Origin of the sequence: Citrobacter sp. XT1-2-2 (genome assembly GCF_023516235.1) — a bacterium.
GTDB lineage: Bacteria > Pseudomonadota > Gammaproteobacteria > Enterobacterales > Enterobacteriaceae > Citrobacter > Citrobacter werkmanii.
The window spans coordinates 4320266-4334466 of sequence record NZ_CP097324.1 but is presented as its reverse complement, the minus strand read 5'-3'; the positions used below and the strand labels follow the sequence as shown (position 1 = coordinate 4334466).

The 14201-nt window shown below is 52.7% G+C and carries 10 protein-coding genes; 8 read left to right on the top strand and 2 right to left on the bottom strand.

All coding sequences use genetic code 11. The features are described from left to right. Positions 1–662 precede the first annotated feature (662 nt). The 3 genes from M4I31_RS20605 to pdxY all read left to right on the top strand — a co-directional run bounded on the left by M4I31_RS20605 (position 663) and on the right by pdxY (position 4357). Complete coding sequence (locus M4I31_RS20605; RefSeq protein ID WP_038636869.1) at positions 663–2033, top strand: tyrosine phenol-lyase; 1371 nt, start codon at positions 663–665, stop codon at positions 2031–2033. Between the two features lie 189 nt (positions 2034–2222). Next, the gene (locus M4I31_RS20600; RefSeq protein WP_038636871.1) at positions 2223–3488 is read left to right on the top strand and encodes an aromatic amino acid transporter; all 1266 of its coding nucleotides are present in this window, start codon (positions 2223–2225) and stop codon (positions 3486–3488) included. Positions 3489–3499: 11 nt separating this feature from the next. Further along, a complete protein-coding gene (pdxY, locus tag M4I31_RS20595; RefSeq protein WP_038636874.1) occupies positions 3500–4357 on the top strand; it encodes a pyridoxal kinase PdxY in 858 nt (285 codons plus the stop codon). A 423-nt stretch (positions 4358–4780) separates the two neighbouring features. Here the strand turns inward: pdxY and M4I31_RS20590 are convergent, their stop codons facing one another. Beyond that, positions 4781–6334, bottom strand: a complete 1554-nt coding sequence (locus tag M4I31_RS20590) for an L-lactate permease (protein ID WP_085048380.1) — start codon at positions 6332–6334, stop codon at positions 4781–4783. 580 nt (positions 6335–6914) lie between these two features. On the opposite strand from M4I31_RS20590, the gene M4I31_RS20585 reads away from it, so the two are divergent. Genes M4I31_RS20585 through M4I31_RS20575 form a run of 3 tightly spaced genes read left to right on the top strand, consistent with a single transcriptional unit; the run spans position 6915 to position 9760 of the window. Next, positions 6915–7634 carry a (Fe-S)-binding protein gene (locus tag M4I31_RS20585; RefSeq protein ID WP_042312620.1) on the top strand — a complete coding sequence of 240 codons (720 nt, stop codon included), beginning with the start codon at positions 6915–6917 and terminating at the stop codon, positions 7632–7634. A 10-nt stretch (positions 7635–7644) separates the two neighbouring features. Beyond that, positions 7645–9072, top strand: coding sequence for a LutB/LldF family L-lactate oxidation iron-sulfur protein (locus M4I31_RS20580; RefSeq protein ID WP_085048379.1), 1428 nt, complete (start codon positions 7645–7647; stop codon positions 9070–9072). Further along, positions 9065–9760 (top strand): lactate utilization protein C, encoded by a 696-nt coding sequence (locus M4I31_RS20575; RefSeq protein WP_038636881.1) that lies wholly within the window; start codon positions 9065–9067, stop codon positions 9758–9760. Before M4I31_RS20580 ends, M4I31_RS20575 begins: the two co-directional genes overlap by 8 nt. Positions 9761–9809: 49 nt before the next feature. Here the strand turns inward: M4I31_RS20575 and gntP are convergent, their stop codons facing one another. After that, the gene (gene gntP, locus M4I31_RS20570; RefSeq protein WP_038636883.1) at positions 9810–11153 is read right to left on the bottom strand and encodes a gluconate permease GntP; all 1344 of its coding nucleotides are present in this window, start codon (positions 11151–11153) and stop codon (positions 9810–9812) included. A gap of 261 nt (positions 11154–11414) precedes the next feature. Between gntP and uxuA the strand changes: the two genes are divergently transcribed. Together uxuA and M4I31_RS20560 are read left to right on the top strand one after the other, a co-directional pair. Further along, positions 11415–12599: a mannonate dehydratase gene (uxuA, locus tag M4I31_RS20565; protein ID WP_085048378.1), complete on the top strand. Its 1185-nt coding sequence runs from the start codon at positions 11415–11417 to the stop codon at positions 12597–12599. Between the two features lie 80 nt (positions 12600–12679). Then, complete coding sequence (locus M4I31_RS20560; protein WP_085048377.1) at positions 12680–14155, top strand: fructuronate reductase; 1476 nt, start codon at positions 12680–12682, stop codon at positions 14153–14155. Positions 14156–14201 lie beyond the last annotated feature (46 nt).

Sequence of the window (14201 nt, the reverse complement as noted above, 5' to 3'; positions counted from 1 at the left end):
ATGTAAATAAGATGAAATAAGCGCGAATAGCACGCTTTTGGAATAAATAGAAAACGCCTTCATCCCAATAAATCCGGTATTATTCAGCGTATAAATTCATTACCTTCCACACGCCTCAATATCCCCGCGCTCCAGAAAACAACGCCTGTTTCCATCTGGTCAAAAATGCGATCTAACTCACTGAAGCAAATAGCAAACTCTGAAACAACACCGTTTTGTACACTTTGCTTTACACTTTTAGTGATGTGTATCACAAATAGTAACCCGCGAAGTGATCCGACTCTCACAAAATGGGGTGTACTCATTCACCAATACAAAATGAGAACAGCCTGGAAAGTTAAGTTTTCAGTATTTCCGGTCGCAGGTAACGCTCAACAGCGAACGACAAAACAACACGCAAAAAAAAACTTGTTGAATATGAATAGGTAAAAAAATGACGTGTGATTTGCATCACTCACATTTACAGATTTTGGAATTATTGCCAGTGATTAATGTTGCTCGAGCTATTTCCATAATCAATTAAATCTTGCATAGTGCCTCCACATTATTTCTCCCCCTGGCTCAGGAGGCGAATAGTTATATTTCATCAGACTTTATTGATGAACCAGGTATGCTTTACTTCACATTAATACGTACATGACCACTGTTACTGGAGAAACAAAATGAATTATCCGGCAGAACCCTTCCGTATTAAAAGCGTTGAAACTGTATCTATGATCCCGCGTGATGAACGCCTTAAGAAAATGCAGGAAGCGGGTTACAATACTTTCCTGTTAAATTCGAAAGATATTTATATTGACCTGCTGACCGACAGTGGCACCAACGCAATGAGCGACAAGCAGTGGGCCGGAATGATGATGGGTGATGAAGCGTACGCGGGCAGCGAAAACTTCTACCATCTGGAAAGAACGGTTCAGGAGTTGTTTGGCTTTAAACATATTGTTCCGACTCACCAGGGCCGCGGCGCTGAAAACCTGTTATCGCAGCTGGCTATTAAACCTGGGCAATATGTTGCAGGGAATATGTATTTCACCACTACCCGTTATCACCAGGAAAAAAATGGCGCGGTGTTTGTCGATATCGTTCGTGACGAAGCGCACGATGCCGGTCTGAATATTGCATTTAAAGGTGATATCGATCTTAAAAAATTACAAAAGCTGATTGATGAAAAAGGCGCCGAGAATATTGCCTATATCTGCCTGGCGGTGACGGTTAACCTCGCGGGCGGGCAGCCGGTATCGATGGCAAACATGCGTGCGGTACGTGAACTGACAAAAGCACACGGCATTAAAGTGTTCTACGACGCCACCCGCTGCGTAGAAAACGCCTACTTTATCAAAGAGCAAGAGCAGGGCTTTGAGAACAAGAGCATCGCAGAGATCGTGCATGAGATGTTCAGCTACGCCGACGGTTGTACCATGAGTGGTAAAAAAGACTGTCTGGTAAACATCGGCGGTTTCCTGTGCATGAATGATGACGAAATGTTCTCTGCTGCCAAAGAGTTAGTCGTGGTGTACGAAGGGATGCCATCCTACGGCGGCCTGGCCGGACGCGACATGGAAGCCATGGCGATTGGCCTGCGCGAAGCCATGCAGTATGAGTACATTGAGCACCGCGTGAAGCAGGTGCGCTACCTGGGCGACAAGCTGAAAGCTGCTGGCGTACCGATTGTTGAACCGGTGGGTGGTCATGCGGTATTCCTCGATGCGCGCCGCTTCTGCGAGCATCTGACGCAGGACGAGTTCCCGGCGCAAAGCCTGGCTGCCAGCATCTATGTAGAAACTGGTGTACGTAGTATGGAGCGCGGAATTATCTCTGCGGGTCGTAATAACGTCACCGGCGAACACCACAGACCGAAACTGGAAACCGTGCGTCTGACGATTCCACGTCGCGTTTATACCTACGCGCATATGGATGTGGTGGCCGACGGTATTATTAAACTTTACCAGCACAAAGAAGATATTCGCGGGCTGAAGTTTATATACGAGCCGAAGCAGTTGCGTTTCTTTACCGCACGCTTTGATTATATCTAAATAATCATTATGGCCCCATCTGGCGATGGGGCTTTTTTGTCTTCTTTTTCCATGAACAGGAAGCCTTTGCGGTGTCCGTTACCGTGACAGAACTATAAAAAGTAAACCCTGACTCCGACATTTTTATTATCCGCATGATGTACAAATGACAGCTGTAATTATAACGAATAGTCTACAGGAACATTTATCATGGATATTAATGCCATTGAGCGACAGAGTAGTACCCCCGGACTGATTAGCGGAACCATGTTGGTTATCGCGACCGTAGTGGGTGGAGGAATGTTTTCCCTGCCGATTGCGATGGCTGGCGTATGGTTCCCCGGTGCGTCGGTTATTCTTCTCTTTATTGCCATCATGATGTTATTAACCGGCCTGATGCTGGTTGAAGTTAACCTGCATTATGGCGCTGGTGCCAGTTTTAATACCTTTACCCAGGATTTATTAGGCCGTAAGTGGAATATTGTGGTGGGTATCGCTTTCGGCTTTGTGCTGTATATTCTGACCTATGCCTATATCTCCGGTTCATCGGCGGTGATGGCGCAAACCGTATTTAAATACAGCGGAGTGCGTTTTCCGGCAAATATCTCGGTGATTATCGTCAGTATGCTGGTTGGGGCGATTGCCTGGTACAGTTCCTTGCTGGTTGGACGCATCACTACCGTGCTGATTATCGGTAAATTTGTGGCGTTCTTTGCCACCTTCTCCGGGCTAGTGGGCCATATCGAAGTGGCAAAACTCGTCGACAGCGTGGCGGTGGCGCTGCCCAATTCGCAGTATCTGCCGTATATCCTGATGACGCTGCCGTTCTGCATTATCTCATTTGGTTTTCACGGTAACGTGCCGAGCCTGGTCAAGCTGTATGGCACGAGCGGGATTTCGAATATTACGCGCTCTATTATCATCGGCACGCTGTTTGCCCTGCTGCTGTATATCTTCTGGTTAGCCGTTACGATGGGCAACATTAGCCGTTCCTCGTTCCCGCCAATTATCGCCAAAGGCGGCAATATCGACGTGTTTGTCGAGGCCATCAGCGGGCTGTTCACCAGCCGTTATATGGATCTGATCCTGACCTTCTTCGGCAACTTCGCGGTAGCCAGTTCCCTGCTGGCGGCGACGCTTGGCCTGTTTGATTACATCGCCGATCTGTTTCATTTCCCGGATGACGGCATGGGCCGCCTGAAAACGGCGCTGGTGACTTACTTCCCACCAGCCGCCGTGTGCTTTTTCTTCCCGAACGGTTTTGTGCACGCAATTGGTTACGCCGGTCTGGCCTTTACCATCTGGAGCGTGATCCTGCCGCCGTTCCTGGTGAAAGCGGCGCGGAAGCGTTTTCCGACCGCCAGCTATACCGCGCCGTGTAATAACACCGTGCTCAATCTGGTGATTGTCTGTGGGGCGATTGTTTATCTGACGGTTGTTCTGGACGTATTTGGTCTACTGCCAACGTTTCGTTAGACGGAGTCAAAATGAAAAACGTGTTGTCTGTTCAGTCGTCAGTCGTTTATGGCTATGCCGGAAATAAAGCCGCCGTGTTGCCGATGCAGCTTTCGGGGATCGATGTCTGGCCGTTTTACACCGTGCAGTTTTCCAACCACACCCAGTACGGGATGTGGCAGGGCATGGCGATGCCGCACGGCGAGTTGAGCGCCATCATCAGCGGGCTGGATGACCTGCAAAAGCTGGCTCAATGTGATGCCGTATTGTCAGGGTATCTTGGAGATAAACGCCATTGCGAAGAGGTCAAGCACGCGGTCACCACCATTCGCCAGCGTAATCCGCAGGCGCTCTATTTTTGCGATCCAGTAATGGGCGACCCGCAAAAAGGCTGCATTGTCGCGCAGGGCGTGGAGTCCTATTTTGTCGATGACGCCATTCAACTGGCCGACATAATGGGGCCGAATCTCTATGAGCTGGGCGTGCTGACGGGCAGACAACTGCGTAGTTTTGACGAGGTGGTGGAAGCGGCGCAGCAGCTGGTGGCATGGGGCGTGAAGAAGGTACTGGTGAAGCATCTCGGCGACTGCTCGCGTGACAAACAGGCGTTTGAAATGCTGCTGGTGACGGCGGAACAGACGTTACACATCGCCCGGCCGCTGTATAGCTTTGCCAAAATGCCGGTGGGCGTAGGGGATCTGATTTGCAGCGTGATGCTGGCCTCACTGCTCAATGGTTATGATGACAAGCTGGCGCTGGAGCGGACCACCAGTGTTGTTGACGCGGTGATGCGACTAACGAAAGAGCGCGACTCGTATGAACTGCGGCTGATAGACGCGCGTCACCAGATAATGGAGCCGCAGATTCGCTATCAGGCAACGGTACTGTAGCGCCGCAAGGAGGCTCTATGTTTCTGACATTGCTACGATTTCAGCATCCGCTGGTCTACCGTTTTGCGTGGCTTCGTCTGTGGGTCAGGGTGTTAAGAGCGTGCGGGCTGCGCAAGTGAAAGGGGGCCAGTTGCCGGATGCGGCGCTTGCGCCTTATCCGGCCGACAAATGAGCGTGAAACGCAGACATTACACGCGGAAGTAGCGTGGTGGGATCAACGCAGAAAAGGCGTCGAACTTCTTCACCATCTTTTTCCAGAACAACATAACAACAATCCTCGATTTGAAACATCGGCGCTATTTTAGTCAGCGCCGACAAATCGTAAAGCCTGTCACCTCGTTCCGATCCCGGGGCGGTGTAAACCTTTATGGTCACCGCTTCGTCAAATACGATTGCCGCGAATTTGGCGGGGTTGACAACGGGTTACGCCATAAACCAGTAATAAAAGAGACCGACTTTCAGGCCGAGGATCACAATGTAGGCGCAGCAGTATTTCATGGTGCCAGACATTATCTGGTTGGCCTGACCGTCCATTTTGGTGGCTGAAACTGCGATGGCGATGCTCTGCGGCGAAATCATTTTTCCGCCCGTTGCGCCGGAGGTATTGGCCGCCGCCAGCCAGTTGGGATCGATATGCAGCTTACTGGCGGCAATAGTTTGCAGCTTACCGAACAGAATGTTCGAGTTGGTATCGCTGCCGGTCACAAACGTGCCCAGCGCGCCAATCACCGGGGCGAGGAAGACGTATGAGCTGCCGGTCAGATCGACAATCGACTGGGCCAGCGTGGAAATAATTCCGCTGAGATCCATCACCGTGGCCAGCGCGACGATCGCCATAATCGCCACAATGGAGTTTTTAAGCTGGAAAATGGTTTTGATAAACACTTCCAGCATCCCACGTGCCGAAGCCCCCTGAATAAAACCGCCGATAATGGTCGCAAAGATGATCAGCATCCCCGGCGTGGTCACCCATTCCACTTTCAGCGCCAGGGTTTTGCCGTCGGCGAGCGTGAAATGCAGTACTGAGGCCAGTTGGGACGCCGCGGCTTTTATCGTCGGGAACAGCGGTGAACACAGCAGGATAAAGACAAAAATAAACAGATAGATAGAGCCCACGCGGAACAACACTTTTGCCGAGCGCGGCGTGGTTTCGCGGGTATGACTGACCTCAATGCGCCATTCGGGATCGGTTTTTCCTTTGCGCAGGCGGCTGACTATCGCGACGGCAAACAGGCTGACCAGGCTCCCGGCAAAGGCAGGCAATTCCGCGCCAAGATGGATAGCAACAAAATATTGCGGAACCAGCGTGGTGATGCCGCACATCAGCGTGATCAGAAATACGCCGCGAATGGCTTTCAGGCCACCGCCAATTATGCAGACAATGACAAACGGCAGCAGGATATTAAACAGCGCCAGTTGCAGAATAATAGTTCCGCCTAAGGTATAAACCGGCAGATTAACCTGTTCCGCCAGAATAGAAACCGGGATCCCGACCGCGCCGAATGCGGTGGGAACGGTATTTGCAACCAGAGAGGCGATCGCCGCCTTCAGCGGGTTGAATCCGAGCGCAATAAGAATGCCGATTGGAATGGCGACCGCCGTACCATAACCCGCCGCAGCTTCCAGGAATCCGCCAAAGCACCATGAAATCAGCAGCACCTGAATACGCTTATCTTCGCTAATGCTGGCGAGAATATCGCGCAGAATATCCAGCGCTTTGGTCGCCTGCATGACGTTATAACTGAAGATAGCGCCGAGGATCACTATCACGATCGGCCATAATCCCTTCAGTGCGCCATAGCCTATTGCGGCTTTCAGATTCTGTACGGGCATTTCCCAGAATAGTGCTGATAACGCGGCAGTGAAAACTAAAGAGATTAGCACGGAATAATGGATGGCCATTTTTAGTTTTAATATTAAAAATACCATCAGTAGTAACGGAGAGAGTGCCAGGGCAAACATAAAATATTCGTTCATTGCTATTCCCGATTGGTTTATTAAACCTGATTTATATTTATGGCGGGGAGGCTACATTGCTGGATTAATAAAAGCTGTAAACTGAATCGCTTCAGTGGATAAAGTAATTATGATTTGTGGTTTTGTAACTATTGTAATCTTTTAATTAAAATTTAATGTCGAGTAAATATACTTAAGAGTAAGCGAAATACCTATAAGTAGTTATTTAACAACATGTTTGATAATGGTAGTGACGAGAATAGTTATCTCCTGAAACTATTCTTAAGGTGTTAATAATGCTGCGGTTTTAAATATAAAAATGTGAGCGATGCCGAAATAAATAAACCTGGGTATTGCATGTCCGAGTCGATTAGGGGATTATTTTGTTTTGTCATACAAATTAAAATACAGACATTTGCGATTGTCCTGATATAAGAAACGGAGAATCGCCATCAAAGGAAAACGATCTGAGCATCATTATGAACCCAGGCATTAGTAAAACGAGCAAACCGAAAAACTGGGTGTGAAACACGATTGAACCTTTGCTTGATATAGCAATATCAAGCGCAATAAACAGAAATGAAGCAATGGAGTGGTTATTGTGAATGTAAATTTCTTTGTTACCTGCATTGGTGACGCACTGAAATCACGGATGGCACGAGACTCCGTATTGCTGCTGGAAAAACTGGGTTGTCGCGTGAATTTCCCCGAGAAGCAAGGGTGTTGCGGTCAGCCAGCCATCAACAGCGGTTACATCAAAGAAGCGATCCCCGGGATGAAAAACCTGATCGCCGCGCTGGAAGACAACGACGATCCGATTATCTCTCCGGCAGGCTCCTGCACCTATGCGGTAAAAAGCTACCCGACCTATCTGGCCGATGAACCTGAGTGGGCGATCCGTGCTGAGAACGTTGCCGCGCGTATGCAGGATCTCACTTCCTTTATCGTCAACAAACTGGGCGTGGTGGATGTCGGCGCCAGTCTGCATGGCCGCGCCGTATATCACCCCTCCTGTAGCCTGACCCGCAAGCTGGGTGTGAAGGAAGAGCCGCTCACACTCCTGAAAAATGTGCGCGGGCTGGAGCTGCTGACGTTTGCCGATCAGGACACCTGCTGCGGCTTTGGCGGAACATTCTCGGTCAAAATGGCTGAAATATCCGGCGAGATGGTGAAAGAGAAAGTTTTCCATCTGATGGATGCGAAGCCGGAATACTTGATTGGCGCAGATGTCAGCTGCCTGCTGAACATTGGCGGTCGACTGCAACGGGAAGGTCAGCCGGTCAAAGTGATGCATATTGCTGAAGTGCTGATGAGCCGCTGAGGGGAAAGAAATGTCGATAAAAACCAGCGATCTAGAATTTAAACTGCGCATTCGCCAGCAGATTGAAGACCCGATCATGCGCAAAGCCGTGGCCAATGCGCAGGAGCGTATCGGCGCGAATCGACAGAAAATGGTCGAGGAGTTAGGCCACTGGGAAGACTGGCGCGATCGTGCCAGTCAGATCCGCGATCACGTTCTGAGCAATCTCGACGCTTACCTGTTTCAACTCTCCGAGAAAGTGACGCAAAACGGCGGGCACGTCTATTTCGCCAAAACCAAAGAAGAGGCTACCCGCTACATTCTGCAGGTCGCACAGAATAAAAATGCGAAGAAGGTGGTGAAGTCCAAGTCGATGGTGACCGAAGAGATCGGCGTCAATCATGTGCTGCAGGATGCCGGAATTCAGGTGATCGAAACCGATCTCGGCGAATACATCCTGCAACTGGATCAGGATCCGCCTTCGCACGTCGTGGTCCCGGCCATTCATAAAGATCGTTATCAGATCCGCCGTGTGCTGCACGAACGTCTGGGCTACGACGGCCCGGAAACGCCGGAAGCCATGACCTTATTCATTCGCCAGAAGATCCGCGAGGATTTCCTGAGTGCCGAAATCGGCATTACCGGCTGCAACTTTGCCGTGGCGGAAACTGGCTCGGTGTGTCTGGTGACCAACGAAGGCAACGCGCGCATGTGCACCACGCTGCCGAAAACGCATATTGCGGTGATGGGTATGGAGCGTATCGCACCGACGTTTGCCGATGTGGATGTACTGATCACTATGCTGGCGCGCAGCGCCGTGGGCGCACGTCTGACGGGCTACAACACATGGCTGACCGGCCCGCGTGAGGCGGATAACGTTGACGGACCGGAAGAATTTCATCTGGTGATTGTCGATAACGGGCGCTCGCAGGTGCTGGGCTCAGCGTTTCGTGATGTGCTGCGCTGCATCCGCTGCGGAGCATGTATGAACACCTGTCCGGCGTATCGTCATATCGGCGGGCATGGCTATGGCTCCATCTATCCAGGTCCCATCGGCGCAGTGATCTCTCCGCTGCTCGGCGGCTATAAAGATTTTAAAGACCTGCCATATGCCTGTTCACTGTGCACGGCCTGTGACAGTGTCTGTCCGGTGCGGATCCCGCTGTCAAAACTGATCCTGCGGCATCGCCGGGTGATGGCCGAGGAGGGCATTACCCCGAAAGCCGAGCGACGGGCGATCAAAATGTTCGCTTATGCTAACAGCCATCCAGGGCTGTGGAAGGTCGGCATGATGGCCGGGGCCCACGCGGCGAGCTGGTTTATCAATGGCGGTAAAACGCCGCTTAAGGTTGGCGCTATTGGAGACTGGATGGAGGCGCGCGATCTGCCTGATGCTGACGGCGAGAGTTTCCGCAGCTGGTTTAAGAAACATCAGGCGCAGGAGAAAAAAAATGGATAACCGTACCGCATTTTTAAACACCGTCGCCCAGGCGTTGGGTCGCCCGCTGCGTTTCGAACCGCACGCGGATGCCGCGCCGGTTAACAACTATGCCAACGAGCGCCTGACCGAACTGAGCCCCGAGCAGCGCTGCGAGGCGTTTATCCAGTTTGCCAGCGAGGTGATGCTGGCCCGCTGCGAACTGACCCGCGAGGATCAGGCCGCAGACGCGGCGCTCCGCCTGTGTGAGGAGCTGGGGCCGCAACCGGTAGTACTGAGCGGCGACAGTCGGCTGGTGGAACTGGGCATTACCGAACGCTTACAGCAGGCATGCAACGCTGTGGTCTGGGACCCGGCGCGCGGTAGCGAAAATATTACCCAGGCCGAGCAGGCGAAAGTCGGCGTGGTCTATGCCGAGTATGGCCTGACCGAGTCCGGCGGCGTGGTGCTGTTTTCCGCGCCGGAGCGCGGGCGTTCCCTGAGCCTGTTGCCGGAGTCGTCGATTTTCGTGCTGCGTAAAAGCACCATCCTGCCGCGCGTGGCGCAACTGGCAGAAAAACTGCATCAGAAAGCGCAGGCCGGTGAGCGTATGCCGTCGTGCATTAACATTATCAGTGGACCCAGTTCGACGGCGGATATTGAGCTTATCAAGGTGGTTGGGGTGCATGGCCCGGTGAAGGCGGTGTATCTGATTATTGAGGATTGTTGAGGCAGGATGGAAAACCGCTCTGGCGCTACAGGCCAGAGCGGGACAGACGTTATGCAATCATGCTGATGATCAACACGATTATCAGGCCCACCACGGAGTTCACCAGTTCCAGCAGACCCCAGGTTTTCAGCGTATCCTTCACCGACAGGTCAAAGTAGCCTTTGAACAGCCAGAACGAGGCATCGTTGATGTGGGTCAGGGTGTTGGAGCCTGCCGCCGTTGCCAGCACCAGTAACGCCGGATCGACGCCCACCAGTTGACCGGTTGCCGGATCGAGGATGGCTGCGCTGATAATTCCCGCCGCCGTCATGGCTGAGACCACGCCCTGACCGGTTGCCAGACGAATTAATACGGTTATCAACCACGCCATGATGTACGGGGAAATATTGCCGTGCGACATCAACATACCGATGGTATCGCCAATGCCGGTGTCGATGATGGTCTGCTTCAGTACGCCGCCCGCGCCGATGATCAGGATCACCATCGCGATACTTTTCACCGCGTTTTCAAAGGCGTTCATGACCCATTGCATATCATGACCACGCGCGGTACCAAACAGCACGAAGGCAACAATCATGGCGATGAACATTGCAATCGGTGAAGAGCCGAGGAAGTTGACCACTTCCCACGCTTGTGTCCCTTTTACCAGCCAGATGTTGGCAATGGTGGTGGAGATCATGATGATCGCCGGGATCAGCGGCACCAGAATAGACACGCCGAATGACGGCAGATTGTTCTGGTCAACCGGGACGTCGGCTTTCATGAATGACGGCGTCGGACGATCGAGGTTGCCGAGGAATTTCGGCAGGATAAGTCCGGCGCAGATTACGCTCGGAATGGTTACCAGAATACCGTAGATGTAGACCATGCCCATGTCAGCGCCGTAGGCATTAACCAGCGCCACCGGGCCAGGCTGCGGCGGGAACAGGGAGTGCGCGGTGGTGGCGGCGGCAACGGCGGGTATCGCCAGCTTGAGGAAGGGGATCTTCGCTTCCGCAGCAATAACGATCACCAGCGGCGCCAGCATAATAAACGCTACTTCATAGAACATCGCCAGGCCGAAGATCAGACCAATAATGATCACCGATAACTGCACATAGCGCAGGCCGAGGCGCGCCAGGAGCGTATGGGCAATCTGATGCGCCGCCCCGGAATCAACCATCAGCTTACCGATGACCGCCCCGAATACCACGATAATCGCCAGCTCTCCCAGCGTGCTGCCGAAACCGGATTTCATGGTGTGCAGCAGCTCCATTAAATCCATACCCGCCAGCATGCCGACTGAGAGCGCCGCCAGCAGCAGGGCGACCATCGAGTTTATTTTGAATCTTAGATTAAGTACCAGCATCAGACCGATGCCGAATACGACCCACAGAATATTGAGAACGTGCATAAAACGTCTACCTTCTTTTGGTTGAACCATTATGATTTTGGTTGAGATGTTACATATATTGGTTAACCATTGATGCGATAGATGTCACATTGCGTTACATGTTTACATGTTCACCGTGTATTTTTGCGCCGCACATAGGATCAAAACGACCTTCATTGTGATTTGGTTAACCAATTTCACCATTGAGGTTGACATGTAATAACAAAAGGAGGAATTTATGCGCCATATCGTCGAGTCCATAATGTAAACGAGGAACAAAACATGGAACAGACATGGCGCTGGTATGGCCCTAACGATCCGGTCACCTTAGCGGATGTGCGTCAGGCGGGTGCCACGGGCGTTGTCACCGCTTTGCACCATATCCCGAACGGGGAAGTGTGGACGGTTGATGAGATCCTAAAGCGCAAAGCGATTATTGAGCAGGCGGGCCTGGTCTGGTCGGTCGTCGAAAGCGTGCCGATCCACGAAGACATTAAAACTCGTTCTGGCAACTATCAGCAGTGGATCGCCAATTACCAGCAGAGCCTGCGTAACCTGGCTCAGTGCGGCATTCGTACCGTGTGCTATAACTTTATGCCGGTTCTCGACTGGACCCGTACCGATCTGGAATACGTCCTGCCGGACGGCTCCAAAGCGTTGCGTTTTGACCAGATTGAATTTGCCGCCTTTGAGCTGCATATCCTCAAACGTCCGGGCGCGGAAGCAGACTACACCGCCGAAGAGATTGCTCAGGCCAGTGAACGCTTCGCAACCATGAGCGATGAAGACAAAGCGCGTTTGACCCGCAATATCATCGCCGGTCTGCCGGGTGCGGAAGAAGGCTATACCCTCGATCAGTTCCGTCAGCATCTTGAGCGTTACAAAGATATCGATAAAGCCGCGCTGCGCGAGAATTTTGCCGTCTTCCTGAAAGCGATCATTCCGGTGGCAGAAGAAGCTGGTGTGCGTATGGCGGTACACCCGGACGATCCGCCGCGCCCGATCCTCGGCCTGCCGCGTATTGTTTCCACCGTGGAAGATATGCAGTGGATGGTGGATACGGTCAGCAGCATGGCGAACGGTTTTACCATGTGCACCGGCTCCTACGGCGTTCGTGCGGACAACGACCTGGTTGACATGATCAAACAGTTTGGTCCGCGCATTTACTTCACCCATCTGCGCTCCACGCTGCGTGAAGATAACCCGAAAACCTTCCATGAAGCGGCGCATCTTAACGGCGATGTTGACATGTACGAAGTGGTGAAAGCGATCGTCGAAGAAGAGCAACGTCGTAAAGCTGAGGGCAAAGAGGATCTGATCCCCATGCGACCGGATCACGGTCATCAGATGCTTGACGATCTGAAAAAGAAAACCAACCCCGGTTACTCCGCGATTGGTCGCCTGAAAGGGCTGGCGGAAGTGCGTGGTGTTGAAATGGCTATCCAGCGCGCTTTCTTCAGCCGTTAAAGCAGATTTGCCGGTCACCTGTCTGGCCGGCTTTTTCCTTTTCTCTTCCGTTGGTATTCCAACGGCTTCTGGAGTTCACGATGACAACGACAATTGCCAGTAGCAACCTGCCGGTTGCGCGTCCGGCGTGGGACAGTTCTCGCCTGCAATCCCGTATTGTTCACCTGGGATGCGGTGCTTTTCACCGCGCGCATCAGGCGCTGTACACCCACCATCTCTTAGAAACCACCGACAGCGACTGGGGTATCTGTGAAGTTAATCTGATGCCGGGTAACGACTGCGTACTGATTGAAAACCTGCGCAAGCAGCAACTGCTGTATACCGTGGCGGAAAAGGGCGCGGACAACACCGTGCTGAAAGTGATTGGCTCGATGAAAGAAGCGCTGCACCCGGATCTTGACGGTTGCGACGGTATTTTACAGGCCATGGCGCGCCCGCAGACGGCGATTGTCTCGCTGACGGTCACGGAAAAAGGGTACTGCACCGACGCTGCCAGCGGCCAGTTAGATCTCAATAACCCACTGATTAAGCACGATCTGGCGAACCCGACCGCGCCGAAATCGGCGATTGGGTACATCGTACAGGCGTTGCATCTGCGTCGCGAGCAGGGGCTGGCGGCCTTTACCGTGATGTCCTGCGATAACGTGCGTGAAAATGGTCATGTGGCGAAAGTCGCGGTGCTGGGCCTGGCGCAGGCACGCGACCCGCAGTTGGCGGAGTGGATTGCAGCTAACGCCACCTTCCCATGCACCATGGTAGACCGCATTGTTCCGGCAGCGACGCCAGAAACGTTGCAGGAAATTGCCGACCAGTTGGGCGTTTACGATCCATGTGCTATCGCCTGTGAGCCGTTCCGTCAGTGGGTGATTGAAGACAACTTCGTCAACGGTCGCCCGGACTGGGATAAAGTCGGCGCGCAGTTCGTTGCCGATGTAGTGCCGTTTGAAATGATGAAATTGCGCATGCTTAACGGCAGCCACTCTTTCCTCGCGTATCTGGGCTATCTTGGCGGGTATGAAACTATCGCCGATACCATGACCAATCCCGCGTATCGCAAAGCGGCGTTTGCGCTGATGATGCAGGAACAGGCGCCGACGCTGGCGATGCCGGAAGGCACCGATCTCAACGCCTATGCGACGCTGCTGATCGAACGTTTTAGCAACCCGTCTCTGCGCCACCGCACCTGGCAAATTGCGATGGATGGCAGCCAGAAACTGCCGCAGCGCCTGCTGGATCCGGTGCGTCTGCACCTGCAAAACGGCAGCGACTGGCGTCACCTGGCGCTTGGCGTCGCGGGCTGGATGCGTTATACCCACGGCGTGGATGAGCAGGGGCAGGCCATTGATGTTGTTGACCCAATGCTGGCTGAATTCCAGCGTATTAACCAACAGTACCAGGGGGCTGAACGTGTGACGGCGCTGCTGGGGCTGAGCGGGATTTTTGGCCATGATTTAGCGGAAAACGCCGACTTTGTTGAGACGGTTATCGCCATGTATCAACAACTGTGCGAGCTGGGCGCGCGTGAGTGTGTTGCCGCGCTAAGCGCTGACGCTTAATTCCCCGAACTATGACGGGTCAATCAAAATACTGATTTGGTTGACC